Raw genomic sequence first — 16,813 nt, 5'->3', positions numbered from 1 at the left:
AAAGTTTACATATCAGGCAACCTTGAAAGATAAAAAAGATTTTAGGCATAGGCGTTTAAGTCGCACTACGCAATTTATTGGTTTGCAGTCTAAAAGGTTCTGAATTAGCCATCCGTCTGATAAGCACATCGAATATTGTGTCCATGTTATTGCGTCTATTGTATCGAAAATGATACTCGTCAAGATAGCCTTGGAGCTGCGCTTTTGAACAGTGATGATGTATTCCCCTCAACCATCCCTTGATATTCATAATGTGTATATGTATATCGGGAAATGACGATCCATCTTCGGATTTCCTTTGTGTTAGCTTTGGATAGTCGGATTTTATTGGCAAATAGCCGTTCCACTCGTCAGTGACGATTTCAGCCTCTTTGGATATGTGATCGATGAACAATGGTTTCAGGGATTCTGCCGAGGCATTTTCTATGGCTCGCGCATACGCTCTGCCGACGCCCTTGCCGGGCAATATCTCAAGTGCGACTTGAACTAGGCGCTTTTTCCCTTTGGAACGACCACGTTTCTGTTCTTCCTCTCCGCCAATATAGAATTCATCGACATGGACTTGACCATTAAGCGGATACTTGCATGAGCTTTTCATTGCATACTGTATCTTTCGCTTGAATTCCCAACAAGTCTTCTGCCGTAATTCGTACTCTTCCGACAATTCCAAAGAAGACATCCCTTTCTTTTTAGTGCTGATTTTGAATGCTATATGGAACGCGATAAGCAAAGGAAATTTCAATTTGTCAAACATTGTGCCTGCTGTCGGACTCTCATCATGCTTGCACTTGGTGCAACGTCTCGAATATGGTTTTGTCCCTTTACAGTAGTGGGTGTGACCACATCTTTTACAAATGTAGCCATTCTCCCATTTAATATCCGCCAGATACTTGTAACATTCGTCATCTGACACAAAACGCTGGTAGAATTTAATTGAGTTCACGCCTTTGAATTGATTTCTGGTTCCCATGCTACAAAGGTAGCGATTCTATCTCAATTGGTGCGGCTTAAACGCCTATACCTAAAAGATTTTATGCTTTATTACCCAGGTCTGTGAAGTTGATGCACCCCGTTACTATAAAATCCTCTTTTCCGTAGTCAGCCAGTGATTTCAAATCAGAGAGACTTTTACAGTAGAAAAATATCGTATTATCATATTCTTCAGGTATATCAGTAATTGCGATGTTTACGTATTCAGTATTAAGACTGTCTTTCCATATAATCTCGCACTCTGCAAGTTCAGGTTTTCTCCCGTATGTTTCGACAAATCTCTTGAAACCGTTTTCAATATCATTTTTTACGGCTTCTATGTCGCAGAGAATGGTATAATTGTCACATTTCTCACACCATCCATATAAGAATGACTCATCATCATAATTATAGAACTGTTTTGTATTCGGATTGATGAAGGCATTGCATATTACATGATTTCCTCCACATTTGCAACATATAACATTCTCTTCCAGTCCTGTATTTTTTATCCGAAAGGTGTTTGTTATGGCCTCCAGTATCTCGTTAAGCCACACCGGATTGGCCAGAGCCGCCTCATGGCGGCTTGTTACCTTGTAATTTTCTCCGGTTATCTTATCATGGACTTCAAGTGTGATTCCTTTTCCGACAGCAGTTACCTTGTGTACCGAGCATTCGCACGGATCACCCATCTTGTCAAACCAGATTACGTAAACCGGATTGTCATTGTCTGTCAGTATTACTTCGGAAACCGAGTTTACCTTCATCAGTGCAAGTATCCTGCCGATGATTTCATCGCACAGGTTTTCAATTCTTTTTGGGAAAATATTCATATTCAGATAAGATTTAGATGTTGGACTTCTTTTTTGTATTTCTCCAGTGAAGGCTTGTATCCCTGTTCATGGATAATGTCCTTCAACTCTTTCAGGGTATAGGTCCGGGTTACGTCCAGTCCGTAGTCTTCCGCAAAGGCTTCTATTCCGGTCAGACAATACCCCATATTGCGGTGTACCGTTTCTGCATTGATTTCCATAGAGTCATCAGTTCCTTTGGGGAGTACAGCCTGCTCCTTCAATTGACGGATCTTGTATTGTAGGCCGGAGGCGAGCCTTTCCATGTTCCTGTCATGGTAGGTCAGTCCGTCCTTGCGGATACAGTATTCCACTGTCTGTCCCATGAAAGAGTTGCGGAATATTTCGCAACCCAGTATGGTACGGACATGTTCCACCTCATAATACCGCATGGCCTGTACATCTTTCAAATCCTTTTGAATCTTCGGAATCCGGAATTGCGGATCGTTGTCACATATTGTCTTTTCCAGCCATGTCCGGTGGAATGTGGTAATCTGTTTTCTGAACACTGTCTTGGCAGGCATATATCGGTTGGGATGGCGTGTCATGATAAGATAATATTCACTTTCATGCCATCCGCGTTTACATTTTTGCAGGGCAATGTAAGTGAGTCCTATACGGCAGTATCGGCGGTTGTCATTACGATCTCTGATATGCTCGAAATCCGTTTCACATCCATAGAATTCGGCTGGAAGTCCTGTATATTTCTGGAACTCCATGACACGCTCCTTGAAATGACGGTTATTATCCTGGTCTTTTTGACATAACAGCCTGGACATTTCAGGTGTGATGAATTCCATCCGCAGATAATGGAAGTATTGCTGCTTCTCCTTGAGAACCTTCTCGGCAAGTTTTCTGGTCTGTAGTTTTTTCGGCAGTTGAGGAAACCAGCACAGACTATGGCCGTGTTCGGTGAAATATTCCACAAGTTCCCTGTTCCAGAGTTCCGATGGAATATCCGGATAGAACGAATCCCTTCTGGCCAGTGCCATACAAACCTCTTTCGTCATCAAGTTCGGTTCAAGAATGAAGTTGTAACTGTTGATTTCTCTTTTTACTTCAAGTGTATGAATAAGTCTTTCCGGTGTTCGGAACCGTCCGGGAAGTTTGTTAAACAGGTTAGGTTCCAGCTCCATTGCTTTGTCAGCCATGGCATCATCCGCATGTTTGGAGAACCACTCGTAATGTCCGTATGAATCGAAAATGCCATGCAGGTTGCCTGTCTTGTGACAGATGGCCTTCCATACGGTGTCATAGTCAAGCCAGCGTGTATCCACCTCCTTGATACAGCGTATGGCCCATTCCTTGTAGTATGCTGCCTGTTTGAAACATTTAGGCATCATTTTGTCGATAGTCATGGTTGCGATACGTCCGTCATGGATCAGTTCTTTCCAAAGTCTGAAATCCTTGGCTTGTCGCGGAACGAAAGAAAGCATGACGCTTGTTTCATATAAGAACTGCTGTTCATACCTCTCTGAGCAGTACCGGTAACATCCGTTTTGCTGTACGTCACGGTAAAGGGAATATATTGCATCACGGACTGTTCCGTTGTTCCATGAGGATGAAGGTATCAGATACAGGTAGTGCATGAAATTTCTGTGTGCGAACAGCAATTCAAGTATGTCACTGTTCCTGTATTTTTCCGGTATGTCAGGAAAATTACTCTTTTCGGCCTTTATTGCCCTTAGACAAATCTGGCGGTTACGTTTTTCTTCAGGTATCTTCGAAAGCTGCCAGGAACGCCATCCGTAATCATCTGTTTTGAATATACTGTCAAGTATTTCAGAGGTAATATATTTCTCCGGCAGATAGTTGACCAGTTCCGGACGGTGTTCGGTCGCGGCCAGTTCAACCATTTCCATTGTGATGAATTTGTCCGGCATACATGATATAGCCTTTGTCATATTGATTTCTTTCATGATTCCAGTTTTTTAGGTTTGATGACTTTTATAAGTTGTGTTTTGCGGAATACATATACCGTTTTCCCTTTTTCACTGACTCTTTTGGGAAGGCTTTTCCAGGTATCCCATCCGTTGACAATTTCCGGAGTGAATTCCAGTTTTCCCGTTTCGCCGATTACGGCAAAGTAAAGTCCTTTGTCTAAAGGGGAAGGCGTATGCTCCTTGTCGGGAACAAAGACAGAAAATTCAGGATTGCTGATTTCATAGATTTTTCCTTCATAGCCCAGAAACCATCTTCCATTTTCATACAGGTAAGTCCAGTCACCGAGCAGGAAGAACTTTTCCTTGCCTGATATTTCTGCTTCGTGAATGGGATTCCCATTATTCAAAGGCCAGCAGCTTGTCTTGTTTTCGTTTGATGAGAGGCTGCCTCCCAGATGGAGCAGGTTTCCCAAAGCGAGTAGTTTTCTCACCCTGTCTTCCGTACGGTAGAATGTCCTGAGTATTCTTCCGCAGTTTTCAAAATCCCCTTTTTCAAAAACGGTGACGTACCGTATTCCTTCCGGCAGGGACATTCCGATGTAAGTGTTTTCATCATTTGTCATAGTCGTATATTTTTATATGATTGTTTATGAATGGGATTCTTTGTCATTCCAAGTCTCTTGCGCGGACTGGATTATAGGGACAGGACTGTACCAGGTAATTGGTATTTCTGCCCTGAGTCTGACTGTGCTGTCTGAAACATTCGATGTCATCTTCCTCCAGTTTCAGTTTTCTTCTGTTCTTTTGCAGGAAGTCTGCTGCCTTTTCTATGGAAGAGAAGACCGCCTTTGGCTCGAATGAACTGTATTCGTGCCATGCGTTGCAGCTGAAAAGGATATACATTTCAGCCTTTATTCTGTTACCTGCTGCCATATCTTATCTTATTATTACGGTTGATAAACGACAAAGCCCGATTCCGCTGGTGACGGAACCGGGCCTTTCGTATTCGGTTTCAGATTCTAATTCTGGTTATATGAAAGCAGGAAATCGGCCATTGCTCCATTTTGTGGAATCATGGCAGGAAAATCAGTCCTTCCAGGCTTGTAGATTTCTGTCGCTACATTGTAGACATCCCACGCTGTAATGCGTGGCTGTTCAAGTGAGAGTTTGAGCAGTTCTTCCGTAAACACGGAAATCTGTCCCTGGTTAAGCGGATAGGTGTCCACCTGTGATGCCAGTCTTTTGTCTGCACTGTCATGGGATACACGCAGAGCCGTCAGCATACCGATGATCATGTACAATTCACCGGGTGTCAACACCTTTTCCTTGAGCCTTTGGATTCGGCTTCTGTCCGCATCCATGTCACGCTCAAAATTACGCATCCAGTCATCTACCTTCCCGAACAGTTCCTCGGTAGTCACCTTGTCCTTACCGTAGTTGGCAACGCTTCGTTCGGGTGAAAGGATACACTGATTGTGGCAGATACGTACGCAGGGACCTATTGCCGCCTGGATACCGTCCTGATGGTAGGCTACCACGAGTGTGGTTGTCAGTTCGTCGGTATCTCCGTTCAGAATACGGATGGTGGTGAATATTCTGCGCAGTACATGTGCTTCTACCGCCTTCTCTCCATAGGTCTGTTCCACCTGCGGCAAGATGACCACTCCGGGCTGTGTCCGGTTCTTGTTCTGGGCGGCGAAGATTTCCTCCACCTCGTAGTTCAGGTTGTGACGGCGGCAGATGTCCGTCATGCGCTGGATGACCTGGTAGTGGTAGATTCCCCTGACCGGATTGCCGTAGATGTCGTTCTCCTTGTAGGTACGCTGTAGTGTTTCAAGGTCCATTACTTCGATTCCGTTGTTCTGGAAATCAAACTGTCTCTGATTGTTCAATGTTGCTAAAGCTTCCATAATTATATTTTTAAATGGTTGGTAATTATTTGTCCAATAGGTTGATGATACGGACTGCCTCTTTGAAGCGTCCGATATTTTCCGGAAGAGGATTCCTGTATTCCTCTTCCTTCATGCGTCTTATAGAAGGTATTCCCGTCAAGGGCAGAGCCTGGTTGACTTTCCATCCGTCGGTGAATGCCTTCGGCTGGAGACTGTCATGACAGATCACTTCCCCGACACATCCGTGGACGAGCATGTTGCATACGGTCATCATGCAACAGGTCCGGCTGATGTCTTCTCCGACCAGATAGTTTCCCGGATTGTGCGCATGGTATGCCAGCAGAAGTCTTCCGCTGCCGCATGTAGGGCCTCCCATCCTCTGTCCGGTCTCTTTTTTACCTGCCGCGCACATGACCATGAGTTCACAGATATGTGACGGCGTGAAGAACTGTCCGTTTGCCTGCTGTCCCGGTTTTGAGCAGTAGGCCATGTGGAGTTCACCGAAAGCGTCGAACCATCCCGATCTGCCGATTTGTTTCTGCATGATACGTGTCCATTCAGCTGTCATTTCCATGAACGAGGCGTTTTGCTGACGCTTGTATTTCCAGTTGCTTATTGGCGGTGCTCCAGGAGAGAAGCCGTGGATGATGAAACGCAGCAGGTCGTTGAATACGGTCTGTATTTCATAGCCGCATGAGGAGGCAAAGCCTGTGATGAGCCTGTCGAGCGGCCTGACTTCGTTGGAGATTTCATATCGTGCCATATTCCTTTATTTTATAATTGGTTATAGACTGTCGTTGATTCTGTATACTGTTACGGTATGGTTTTCATTGTCCGTGTGGATTCTGACCGGACCGTATCCCATGAATTTCATGCGGATTTGTCCGTGTTGTCCCATACCGTTCCACTGCTCACGTGATATTTCCTTAATATCCATGCGGTATCCCCAAAGTACAAGAGAGTCAGGCAGGATTCCCTTGTAGAGTCTGCCTTTCAGGATTGCGGCCAGCTCGTCCAGCTCGCTCCGGCTGTATAGCGTAAATGAATCGCTGCGGAAGGTGTATTCGCCTGTCCTTTCCCTGTCCCGGTGTTTCATGATATGATAGCGGAACCAGTTACGGGTGGTGTAACCGTCATACAACGGATTCGGTTCTCTGTATTCCCATTTCCTGACCGGAGCATCGAACCTGAGACTGCCCGTATTGCTGCGTTTCCCGAATCCCCATGTCCTGAATATGCGGATTTCTGTACCTGCGGGTTTCATGTTCCGGATATTGACCTGCGTCCAGGGACTTCCGATGGTATCATAGGCGGCTTTTCCCATGTCATCGAAACAGAATACCGTTTCCGGTATCAGGCATATATCCGCATATTTTCCTGTTATCCGTTTTATATGAGCTTTTCCGAAATAGTCACCAGAACGTGAGACAAATTCCACGCAGTCTCCTTCTGTCGGGCACATCTGTCTGCTTCGGACATTCTCCATCAGTTCCAGCATACGGTTCACTTTCCGTACTTCCTTTTCTGTAATGGGATACCCGAAGTCACCGTTTGCCAGTTCAAGACTGTCAAGGTCATATCGTATATTTGTTTTCATCCTGTTCTCCTCCTGTTTTGTGTATAGCGTTCAACCTGTCGGGTGACCATATCACAGAATTTCTGGCCGTTTTCTTCCTCACCCCTGAAATAGGCGGCCATCATCAGCAGGTTCCTGTTGTAATAATGCACCCATTTGTCATGGAAATGTGCGCCGAGAACCTGTCCGAATGTTTCCTGAAACAGTTCCAGCGTCAGATCCTCGTCCTGTCTCCTGTTGTATTCCCATATTGCCAGAAGCAGCATGTCATTGTAATTCAGTCTCATATTGCGTTGGTATTTGAAATGGCCATTATGATGTTGCAGCAACCGATTTCCCGGACATTCTCCTTCAGCTTTCCGTTGTTTACCAGTCTGTCGTATGCCTCATGTACAAACCTGTATGCAGGCGAATCATATCCGATACCGTAAAGATGTGATGTCGTAGCCACATTTATCCGTGATGCCATCATGGAAAGTATGTCCTCTTTCCCTGCGTGGCGGTTGCTGAAGGCATCCAGTATATTCCGGTGGATGCACGTTCCGTATCTGGCACGGTAATATTCCAGTTCTTCTTCATCGGTGAAGGAATACACCTCTTCCGCTATCGTATCCTTTACAAGACGGAATGTACGGCCTCCTTTTTTCAGTATGGCTGTAATCTGTGGAATATGCAGTGTTTCACAGTAGCCGCTTATTTCCATCGGATGCACGTACAGGCGTGTTTTTCCTTTTACAAGATACATGGCCTGTGATGTACAGCCGGTTCTGTCCGTGTCGAATCCCTCTCCATGAAATTTCTCTTTTATTTCCTTGTAGAATGCGTCCGTTTTCTCATGGGAAAGACCTTTTCCCCATTCATATCCGCTTTCCAGACTGAAAAGCAGATGGAAGAGGGTTGTCCGCCCGGTCTTGCTTTCCCAGTAGCCGTAAAGGTCAGTCGTGCCGGATTTCGGTCCGAACCTGTATCCGTCCGGAGTATAGCTTTCCATCACTTCCAGGAGTGAGTTCATGAAATTTTCCGATTCTTCCGAATTCCACCATTCTGACGTATCGTCATCCATGGCATAAGCCGGTATATGGTTCATAACCTGCAGGTATTCCGGAGTCTCTTTCAGAATGTCCAGCATCCTTGTGACGGCTTCCTTCCTTTGTCTGATGGAGAACAGTTCCGTTCCGGTATCCGCGTGAAGCCTGTTCTGTGTCTTCTGGTCTGTAATCATGACTTCTGATTTTTATTGTTATACATTGTCTGCCTGTAAGGTACAGGCATTCTTATTTCTTGTTGTCCCTGTTGTCTGTTTGCCCGCATCCCTGCAAGGCTTGGCGGAAAAAAATACCGGAGCGAAGCGAGGATGATTTTTTTCCAGACAACCAGCCCGGCAGGGCCGCCTTGCGGGAGTTGCGCGGCAAACAGCTATTTTTGCAGCAAGAAATGAGGATGCGTGATTGTTTTTTATGATAGACTGAAAATGACTACATTTGCAGATGAAATATCTATTGTAATATGACAAAGGCAGAGCTTGTTAAAGAAATATCTCAGACTACAGGTACAGATTCAGTCACGATTCTGTCTGTAATAGAAAGTTTTATGTCAGAAGTAAAGTCTTCACTGGAGCGAGGAGATGAGGTGACCCTTCGCAGTTTCGGAACTTTCTGCTTGAAACATCGTGCGGAAAAGGTTGCACGTAACCTGTCATTGAATACGTCAATGGTTATACCGGAACATGATATACCATCATTCAAGCCATCCACTGAATTTTTGAAAAGACTGAAATGAAACTTATTTTATATTCAGCAGATTTAAGTACGGAACTTGAGCTGGCTTTTGCTGACCAGGGAATTCGTGCAGGTTTTCCTTCTCCAGCCCAGGATGCAATGACAGAAAGTATTGATTTGAACAAGGAACTTGTCAGACATCCTGCAACGACATTTTACGCCCGGGCCGTAGGTGATTCCATGCTCGGGTGCGGTATTGATGACGGTGACTTGTTAATTATAGACAAGGGACTGGAGCCGGGAGACGGCGACATTGTGGTAGCCTATATCGATGGAGAGTTTACTTTAAAAAGAGTCCGATTGGAACCTGATGGAAGTTGTTTGTGGCTGATGCCTGAAAATGACTCCTATCATCCCATTAAGGTAACGGAAGAAAATGATTTTATCGTATGGGGAGTGTTGACTTATAACATCAAGTGCCAGAAAAACAAAAAACACAGATAGTATGGTGGCTCTCGTTGACTGTAACAATTTCTATTGTTCCTGTGAACGGGTTTTTAATCCCGATTTGCGGACTGTTCCCGTTGTTGTCCTGAGCAACAATGACGGCTGTGTGGTTGCACGCAGCAATGAAGCAAAAGCATTGGGCATTCAGATGGGGACACCGCTGTTTCAGATTCGGGATATGTTAGAAAAGAATAGAGTGGCTGTATTCAGTTCAAATTATTCCCTTTATGGTGATATGAGTCGCAGGGTTATGTTGCTTTTGTCGGAATATGCTTCTGAATTGACCCAGTATTCCATAGATGAAGCATTTCTAGACCTGAACGGCATTTGTAAAGATGATAGCCTTCATGCATACGGGAAGAAAGTAGTCCGTGCAGTTACCAAAGGAACCGGAATACCGGTAACAATGGGTATATCCTATACTAAAACCTTAGCGAAGGTTGCAAGCCGCTTCGGGAAAAAATATAAGGGATATGAAGGCGTGTGTATCATAGATTCTGAAGAGAAGAGAGAAAAAGCCCTACGACAGACAGATATAGGTGATGTTTGGGGCATCGGATTCAGGAATAGGAAAAAATTGAACTATTATGGCATCCGTTCAGCATGGGATTTTACACAGAAATCTGAAAGATGGGTCAGACAGATTCTTACAATAACCGGTGTGAGGACATGGCGTGAATTGCGCGGAGAAAATTGTATTGAAATTGAGAACCTTGCAGAAAAGCAGAGTATCTGTACAAGCCGTAGTTTTGCCGATGCTGGCATAGCCAGTCTTGATGTACTTGAAGAGGCTGTTGCAAATTTTGCTTCCTCTTGTGTACGTAAGCTCAGAGAACAAGGAAGCTGTTGTAGGGCAGTTACATTGTTTGCTTATACGAGCAGATTTCGTCAGGACTTACCAAGTTTGTCCGTCAACAGAACATTCTATCTGCCTGTACCTTCCAATAGTTCTCAGGAGATTATCGGAACTGTAGTAAAAGGTTTACGAAATGAGTGGAGGAATGATAAAATATATCATTTTAAAAAGGCTGGTGTTATCTTATGGAATATTTGTCCAGATTCAGCAATACAGACCGATCTTTTTGATAAGATTGACAGGAACAGGCTGAAAAGACTGGAAGATACCATTGAAGCAATCAATCGGAAAAATGGTCATAATACGGTAAAAATAGCTGTTCTTGGAAATGGCAAAGGATGGAATTTGAAATGTGAGCATATTTCCAAACAATACACTACCAACTTGAAAGATATTATTGATGTTAAGTTGAAGTGAAGGCGGAAATAGATTATCCATTCCCGCCTTTTTCTTTTTTAATTATGTATGTATGCTCCATCCGTGGAAACGTTCCATGGTGACTGCAAAGGATTCGTCCGGATTTCCATGATACAGCAGTCCTCCAACTATGCCTGTATTCCCGTCCGGATAACGTTCGCGGAATCCGAACGAATACGGCGCATGGTCGTAATAAAGTTCGATTTCGCATGGACGGTTATCGTTCTTTTCCCATTGCTTGAGACGTTCAAGACAGTTTTCCAGTGTCTTGTCATTGATGGATTTTGCATACTGTACGACCTTGTCGTAATGCTCTTGTGAACAGCAGATTTTCATATCGTTTGAATTTATTGGTTAGTAAATGTTTTTTCAGTCAATCCAGAAAGTACCGCAATGAGGGCATCTGCATCCGGCTGGATATTCATTAGAATATCTCACGTCACGATGGCGTTTGTAGTTCATGTCACCGAAGGTGCATTTCCCACTTCGGAATGTCTGCTCATAAGCGGCTTCCTGTTTCTTGTATTCAGCCATCCGGCTTTTTCGGACAGATCCGGTAAAAGGTATCATGCCCGTTTCCCATTTTGTGGAATCACACCAGTCATTGGTCATGCCGCAGACTTCATTGGCATAGGAATAGTGTACCTGTGAATCGACAAACAGGTTCTCCCTTCGGAAAGGGAAAGTGATGTCCAACGGAATGCGTACATGATGTCCGGAACCGTTCCGGCTGTCGGCAATGGCGACCACTACATTCCCGTGGAAACGGATGCTCTTGAAATCGTTCTCAGGGTCTTTGCTGATGAGCCTGTCAAACATGGCGTTGAAGTAGATGCGTAGTTCTCCGCCGTATGTGGCATTCTCTACCAGTTCTTCAATCTTCTCGTCAAACTGCCCCTTTTTCAGATGCAGTGCACGGCGTACCTTATGGCAGGCCATGGCGACTGATTCTCCCCGCAGTGAACAACCGGTCAGATATCCGCTGATTTCCACTCCGAGCGAATAGAAGAAATTAGTGACGGACGAGTTGCGTATCAGATCCTTTACCGGGTCGGAATCGTTCCGGTCGTAGATAAGTTCCCTGATTTCATCTTCATGATCTTCAAACTCTCCGGCTAAATTGTCCGTTTCCATATTCTTTCTTGTCTCCTCCAGATAGTCGTGCATGTTTGAACTTTCCTGTTCTTCATACCATTCGTATGCCTTTTCATAGAGTTTTTCCATATTGTTGGAACGGATGCATTCCTCCTGGATGTCTTCATGCTCATCAAGATCATCCCGGTAGTCCACGTAGTAGAGGCTTACATACTGTGGAATATAGTCTGTAAGTTGTAATGTCTGGTTCATGATTCCTGATTTTAAGAGTTATACAAACGAAAAAGCCCTGCTTGTCGTGCAGGGCCTGATTCTTGTGGAACTGAAACCTTTGGAATGTCTGTTTGTATGGTATCTCCATGTCTCAAGCAGATAATCCTTGGTTCCCTTGATACTTCCGTGTACCATACATCCTTTTTCATCATACAGGTAGCAGGTGTTAAGGAGAACCGGTATGCCGTCATACACCTTGTACATGTGCAGCTCAATATCATTCTTTATGGCGGCGGACTTTTCCTTTTCTACTTTTCTGTGTATGGCTTTTCTGACCTTGCCGATATGAGGAGAGGTATAGCCGATTATTTCCGAATGGAATGCAAACTGATATTTTTCCATAACACTTTGTCCGTATTAAAATTCTGATATAAGTTCATCTTCATATACCTCCAGTTCAAGACCGCTCTCGACAATCCTGACCAGCCAGCGGCATTCCAGTCTTTCCATCAGTTCGACGGCACGGTATCCCTTATAGGGACGTTTCAGAAATACAATGTCTCCAGTTTTCATATTTGTTCCTCCTTTTTATTGTGTGTAGATTGTTTCTATCAGTTCTGCATCCGTAAGATAGCGCAGTTCCTGTGTGGAGCAGAACAGGCAGATGCCATCCAGCAGTTCATTTGCCGCAGCATCCAGGTTCCGTACTCCTTCGATCAGAGATTCTTCCAGTTCCTTGCTTGAAACAAGATATATTCCGTGAATGTCTTGAACAGTTCTCAAAGGGAAACGTCTTTCCTGATAGATGATGTCCTTTATCATGTCATCCTGTGGTGGCAGTTTGGCGCTGATTGTCTTGAACTGTTCGGGTGCGAGTTCCTTCAACCTGTCAGGATTGAAGCGGAACATTCTGAATCCCTGATATTCAAATCCGGCAGGTTCTGCTATTCTGTTAATGGTCAGGAAATCATGCACATGTCTGTTGCAGTCCCGGTTGTCCACATAGGCATGGAACGGGGGAAGGGAATTGAGGTTGACGGTGATGTCCGTGTAGGATTCCCAGCATTCCGGATTCTCTTTAGACCGGGATTCAAGTCCTACATACAGATTGTCATTGTCGATATAACTGTTCAGGACGAGTCTGACCTCAATGCGTTCAGCCGGATCTGTGGCTGTTTTCCAGTATAGAGTGTTCGATTTGTTCATACTTGTATTGTTTTTATGAGGGAATACGGCAGTTATTCTACCGCATTCCCCCGAATGTTATGATTTGATATTTATTTGTTCCTGTGCCGATTCCTTTTTCACGGTCCTCAATCTTTTTAGGAGATACAGGAAATATTCACGGTCATAGATCCGAAAAAGAAATTCCTCTGATGTTTCCTTGATGTGTCCGATGAAAGTTGCGGATTCCCTGCCGGGAGGATATTGAAAGAAATGTCCGTCGGAAACAAGAGTGAGCTTCTTTCCTGATACATGGTCTATCAGTTCGTCCGGAGTTGCGTAATGTCCTTTTCCTTTATAGAACTGATAATGGTTCCGGCGAAGACTTTTCAGGGTATTCGCCATGTCCGTCCTTGCTTGTCTGGAATCTGATTGGATGACAAGGTTGCAGATGAATACAGGCTGTTTCCCGTCCACTGAAAAATAATAGGGAATGAATCTGGTTCCGGTTGTGACCGTTTTGCTTGTTTCCTCTTTTGAGATTACGGCTTTCCGGTTGATGATTGTCATGTACATGTCTATTTCGTTATCCAGTTGAATTTGCGGTGTGTATGCCGGTCTCATGCCTTTAAAGTAACGGCTTTCTCTGGTGAAACAGAAAATATATACACTGTTGTAATTGTAATCTCCGGCAAAGAATGAATCCTGCTTCATACGGAGTGGACGTCCTACGTGTAACAGGTCATAATATTCACCTTCTGTAATTTCTTTGAACGGTGCACATAATGATTGGAGATACAGGCGGTTCATCTTGTCAATCCTTTTGGAAGTGACGACTGTCAGATACGGGTTATTCTCCTGTGTGCGCAGTTCTTCAAGAGTCTCTCCCCCATGGTCACTTCGGACTCCATCGGTCATACAAGTCAGGCATGTTCCGTTGTAGTATCGTGAATCGATTACATATCTCAATCGGTCTTTCATGGCTTATAGGTTTTGAAGGTTCAACACTCTTTTGACTGCATATACGGCATTCTGTGTAAGCTGCCGTTGCCATGCCTTATATTTTGGCGACCATTTGAAACCGTATGATTTCAGTTCCTTTCGCTTCTGGTCGTCCGGAATACTGTCAAACAGGATTTGCAGGCGGTCTGCCTCATAGTTCCATACCAGCGTTCCACCTTCAAATTTCAGTTCACGGTTTTCCCGTTCTCTGATTTCCTGAAGTTTCAGTCTGGCCTGGCGTGCCATTTCCGGCAGTTGGAAGAAACGGTTTCGTGGAGTGATAATCGGTTTTTTGCATTGTGCATTGAAGTCTGTAATGAAGTCCACCGCTTTCTGTACGATTTCCACTTCTCCTTTTCCCGCATAGGTGCTTACTTTATTAAGGATACTGCTGACAAACAAGGCACGGCTGTATCCTCTTGCTTTACCGGTATCAATATCATGAATGGTCTGTGCGCTGCTTGCAATGTCACGCTTCAGACGGTTCCATGCCTCTTCCTGCTTCTGTTCTTCCGGTTTGGCAGCCTCTTTCATCCTTTCCATGGCAGCCTTGAAGCGGTTACGCCAGTCATGAAATTCATCAAATCTGTTCTGGTATGCATCCAAGGCCTTGTTGTTGCGCTGGCAGTTGAATTTGGCAGGCCCTGTCACCATCGGACTGGCACATCGTGAGAGACTGCCCAGCAAGGCAGAGAACTTACTATGGTATGCACTGACATACTCGTTCTGCTTTTCTTCCGGAATCTGTTTCAGATCCTCTACAAGTTGTTTTTCATATTGCATGATGTCTGTTTCCGCCCTTGCTTCAGGTTCGAAGGAACTCCATCTATACGCGTTGTATGCAGCATCAAGCAGGTCTTCCAGATAGCCGGGATACAGGAATTCCACAGCTTCCCATTTTTCAAATTCAGACGGATGAAGTTCTGTTTCCCCGTCTGCCGCTTCGATTGTGTGTACATAGGACCCCATTCCCGTACAGCGTTTACGGAAATGAAAAAGGACGGCTTCGTCATCCGTCCCTTGTTCTCTGATTTTCTTCACTCGGTAAGCATTCTTTCTTGTCAACGTGATAACCGTCTGTTTTCCGGTCTTGTCCTTCATGAGGTCTGCTACTGTACCTTCACATACCTTCTTTCCAACTTCTTCAGTCATATTCTTTTATTTAAATTAGACATGACCGGCTCCGTGGAGCCAGTATTTCAATTTCTTACTGGCCCGGCTGTTCTTTGCCAATGACCGGTGCAAGGCTTGGCAGAAAAAAATACCGGAGCGAAGCGAGGATGATTTTTTTCCAGCCAACCAGCCCGACAGGGCTGCCTTGCACAGTCAGTGGCAAAGGGCGATATTTGCTGTAAGAAATGAAATAATGTTTGAAAATTATATCGCAAACTTGTTTTGCAATACTTTCATTTCATTGGCAATGGTAGAATTCATGATTTTGGCATAAATACGAGTTGTACGAATGTCCGTATGTCCTAACATTTTGGCAATGGATTCCAATGACACCTTATTTGCAATAGCCAGTGATGCAAATGTATGTCTTGCAATATGTGTTGAAAGATTCTTTTGAATGCCACATACATCAGCTATTTCTTTCAAATAACTGTTCATTCGTTGGTTGCTGGGAACAGGAAGTAATAATCCTTTTTCATTGCAGATTGGATTTGACTGATATTTCTCTAAAATAAGTCTTGGTATATCCAACAATGGAATGTCACACATATTATCGGTCTTTTCCCTTGCTTTTCTTATCCACCACTCACCATTATCTGCCTGTACAAGGTGTTCCTTTTTCAGATTCTTTACGTCTGTGAAAGCCAAACCGGTGAAGCAACAGAAGATGAATATGTCCCTTACGGTTTGTAATCGTTGAATATCAAAATCTTTATTGATGATTTTGCGAAGTTCCATTTCGTTTAAGAATTCACGGTTACACTTGGTCTGTTTGAAGTGTATTTCTGCAAACGGATCATCAGTTATCCACTTCTTTATCAATGCAGTTTTGATGATTTTCTTTAAATTCTTCAGATATTTCACTGTCGCATTTTGTGCACAGTTTTTCTGTATTTTAATGAAATGTTCGAATTTGGTTATAAATTCATAGTTGATTGATTTTAATGGAATATCAGCCAGTTTATACTGTTCACTGATAAACTCCTTCAAATATCTTGCTGTACGTTCGTATCGAAGTACAGTACCTTCGGCATATTCCTTGTTCATCAATTCCCGATATTCTGAATTGTGTTCCTGGAATACTTCAAGCAGCATTTTGGGAGTAGAGCGTTCTCCATAATAGATATTTTTTATAATATCTGCTGTAATAGGTTTACCGTCCTGCTCAAGTTCACGGTGAATTTGAAGGATTTTAGTTCTTATCGTATCAAGATAGTGGTTTATTTCTTGATACTTCTTTTCCCTGCCAATTGCGCATTCTTTTTGCGTATTCCATTTTGTAACATCTATACTTCGCTTGATTTGTACCTCTGCACGTTTTCCGTTTATTGTGATACGCATACAGATTGGTGCTTCTCCATTTTTAAGCAGCTTTGATTTCTTCAGGAAAAACAATACCGTAAAATAGTTTCTTTGCATTGCCATACTCTTCTTTTTTTGATGGTGTAAAAATACATGTTTTGAAAAGAGTTCGTTTTATGCAAAACGCAGAGAATC

At 43.9% G+C, this 16,813-nt stretch carries 21 protein-coding genes; 3 read left to right on the top strand and 18 right to left on the bottom strand.

Translation table 11 applies throughout. From position 1 onward, the window contains the following. Positions 1-55: 55 nt before the first annotated feature. The 10 genes from BACSA_RS15775 to BACSA_RS15730 form a co-directional block, all read right to left on the bottom strand. A complete protein-coding gene (locus tag BACSA_RS15775) occupies positions 56-970 on the bottom strand; it encodes an IS1595-like element ISBasa1 family transposase (protein ID WP_013616151.1) in 915 nt (304 codons plus the stop codon). Positions 971-1,031: 61 nt separating this feature from the next. Continuing rightward, complete coding sequence (locus BACSA_RS15770; RefSeq protein ID WP_013619025.1) at positions 1,032-1,802, bottom strand: hypothetical protein; 771 nt, start codon at positions 1,800-1,802, stop codon at positions 1,032-1,034. Between the two features lie 2 nt (positions 1,803-1,804). Then, positions 1,805-3,739 carry a hypothetical protein gene (locus BACSA_RS15765; protein WP_013619024.1) on the bottom strand — a complete coding sequence of 645 codons (1,935 nt, stop codon included), beginning with the start codon at positions 3,737-3,739 and terminating at the stop codon, positions 1,805-1,807. Then, a complete protein-coding gene (locus BACSA_RS15760; protein ID WP_013619023.1) occupies positions 3,736-4,326 on the bottom strand; it encodes a hypothetical protein in 591 nt (196 codons plus the stop codon). Before BACSA_RS15760 ends, BACSA_RS15765 begins: the two co-directional genes overlap by 4 nt. Positions 4,327-4,369: 43 nt before the next feature. Continuing rightward, positions 4,370-4,636: a hypothetical protein gene (locus BACSA_RS15755; RefSeq protein ID WP_013619022.1), complete on the bottom strand. Its 267-nt coding sequence runs from the start codon at positions 4,634-4,636 to the stop codon at positions 4,370-4,372. An 86-nt stretch (positions 4,637-4,722) separates the two neighbouring features. Then, positions 4,723-5,613 carry a hypothetical protein gene (locus BACSA_RS15750; RefSeq protein WP_013619021.1) on the bottom strand — a complete coding sequence of 297 codons (891 nt, stop codon included), beginning with the start codon at positions 5,611-5,613 and terminating at the stop codon, positions 4,723-4,725. A 25-nt stretch (positions 5,614-5,638) separates the two neighbouring features. Continuing rightward, a complete protein-coding gene (locus tag BACSA_RS15745; RefSeq protein ID WP_013619020.1) occupies positions 5,639-6,358 on the bottom strand; it encodes an N-6 DNA methylase in 720 nt (239 codons plus the stop codon). 21 nt (positions 6,359-6,379) lie between these two features. Beyond that, a complete protein-coding gene (locus BACSA_RS15740; RefSeq protein WP_013619019.1) occupies positions 6,380-7,192 on the bottom strand; it encodes a DUF4121 family protein in 813 nt (270 codons plus the stop codon). Then, entirely contained in the window at positions 7,189-7,458 is a 270-nt protein-coding gene (locus tag BACSA_RS15735; protein WP_013619018.1) for a hypothetical protein, read from the bottom strand. Before BACSA_RS15735 ends, BACSA_RS15740 begins: the two co-directional genes overlap by 4 nt. Continuing rightward, the gene (locus BACSA_RS15730; protein WP_013619017.1) at positions 7,455-8,393 is read right to left on the bottom strand and encodes a hypothetical protein; all 939 of its coding nucleotides are present in this window, start codon (positions 8,391-8,393) and stop codon (positions 7,455-7,457) included. The genes BACSA_RS15735 and BACSA_RS15730 overlap by 4 nt, the downstream gene beginning before the upstream one ends. Positions 8,394-8,677: 284 nt before the next feature. On the opposite strand from BACSA_RS15730, the gene BACSA_RS15725 reads away from it, so the two are divergent. The 3 genes from BACSA_RS15725 to BACSA_RS15715 are packed head-to-tail and all read left to right on the top strand — an operon-like array spanning position 8,678 to position 10,669. After that, the gene (locus tag BACSA_RS15725) at positions 8,678-8,950 is read left to right on the top strand and encodes an HU family DNA-binding protein (RefSeq protein ID WP_013619016.1); all 273 of its coding nucleotides are present in this window, start codon (positions 8,678-8,680) and stop codon (positions 8,948-8,950) included. Continuing rightward, positions 8,947-9,393 carry a LexA family protein gene (locus tag BACSA_RS15720; RefSeq protein WP_013619015.1) on the top strand — a complete coding sequence of 149 codons (447 nt, stop codon included), beginning with the start codon at positions 8,947-8,949 and terminating at the stop codon, positions 9,391-9,393. Before BACSA_RS15725 ends, BACSA_RS15720 begins: the two co-directional genes overlap by 4 nt. 1 nt (position 9,394) lies before the next feature. Next, a complete protein-coding gene (locus BACSA_RS15715; protein WP_013619014.1) occupies positions 9,395-10,669 on the top strand; it encodes a Y-family DNA polymerase in 1,275 nt (424 codons plus the stop codon). Positions 10,670-10,711: 42 nt separating this feature from the next. Here the strand turns inward: BACSA_RS15715 and BACSA_RS15710 are convergent, their stop codons facing one another. From BACSA_RS15710 to BACSA_RS15680, 8 genes are all read right to left on the bottom strand, one after another. Continuing rightward, entirely contained in the window at positions 10,712-11,005 is a 294-nt protein-coding gene (locus BACSA_RS15710; protein ID WP_013619013.1) for a DUF4120 family protein, read from the bottom strand. A gap of 33 nt (positions 11,006-11,038) precedes the next feature. Further along, the gene (locus BACSA_RS15705) at positions 11,039-12,016 is read right to left on the bottom strand and encodes a hypothetical protein (protein WP_013619012.1); all 978 of its coding nucleotides are present in this window, start codon (positions 12,014-12,016) and stop codon (positions 11,039-11,041) included. 18 nt (positions 12,017-12,034) lie between these two features. Then, entirely contained in the window at positions 12,035-12,379 is a 345-nt protein-coding gene (locus BACSA_RS15700) for a hypothetical protein (protein WP_013619011.1), read from the bottom strand. A 15-nt stretch (positions 12,380-12,394) separates the two neighbouring features. After that, positions 12,395-12,550, bottom strand: coding sequence for a hypothetical protein (locus BACSA_RS20310; RefSeq protein WP_008152292.1), 156 nt, complete (start codon positions 12,548-12,550; stop codon positions 12,395-12,397). Positions 12,551-12,565: 15 nt separating this feature from the next. Continuing rightward, positions 12,566-13,183, bottom strand: coding sequence for a DUF4313 domain-containing protein (locus tag BACSA_RS15695; protein WP_013619010.1), 618 nt, complete (start codon positions 13,181-13,183; stop codon positions 12,566-12,568). 57 nt (positions 13,184-13,240) lie between these two features. Further along, positions 13,241-14,122 (bottom strand): hypothetical protein, encoded by an 882-nt coding sequence (locus BACSA_RS15690; protein ID WP_013619009.1) that lies wholly within the window; start codon positions 14,120-14,122, stop codon positions 13,241-13,243. A gap of 3 nt (positions 14,123-14,125) precedes the next feature. After that, complete coding sequence (locus tag BACSA_RS15685) at positions 14,126-15,295, bottom strand: hypothetical protein (protein ID WP_013619008.1); 1,170 nt, start codon at positions 15,293-15,295, stop codon at positions 14,126-14,128. Between the two features lie 225 nt (positions 15,296-15,520). Next, positions 15,521-16,741, bottom strand: coding sequence for a site-specific integrase (locus BACSA_RS15680; protein ID WP_013619007.1), 1,221 nt, complete (start codon positions 16,739-16,741; stop codon positions 15,521-15,523). Positions 16,742-16,813 lie beyond the last annotated feature (72 nt).

Origin of the sequence: Phocaeicola salanitronis DSM 18170, assembly GCF_000190575.1 — a bacterium.
GTDB lineage: Bacteria > Bacteroidota > Bacteroidia > Bacteroidales > Bacteroidaceae > Phocaeicola > Phocaeicola salanitronis.
This window is presented reverse-complemented; position numbering and strand designations above follow the sequence as displayed.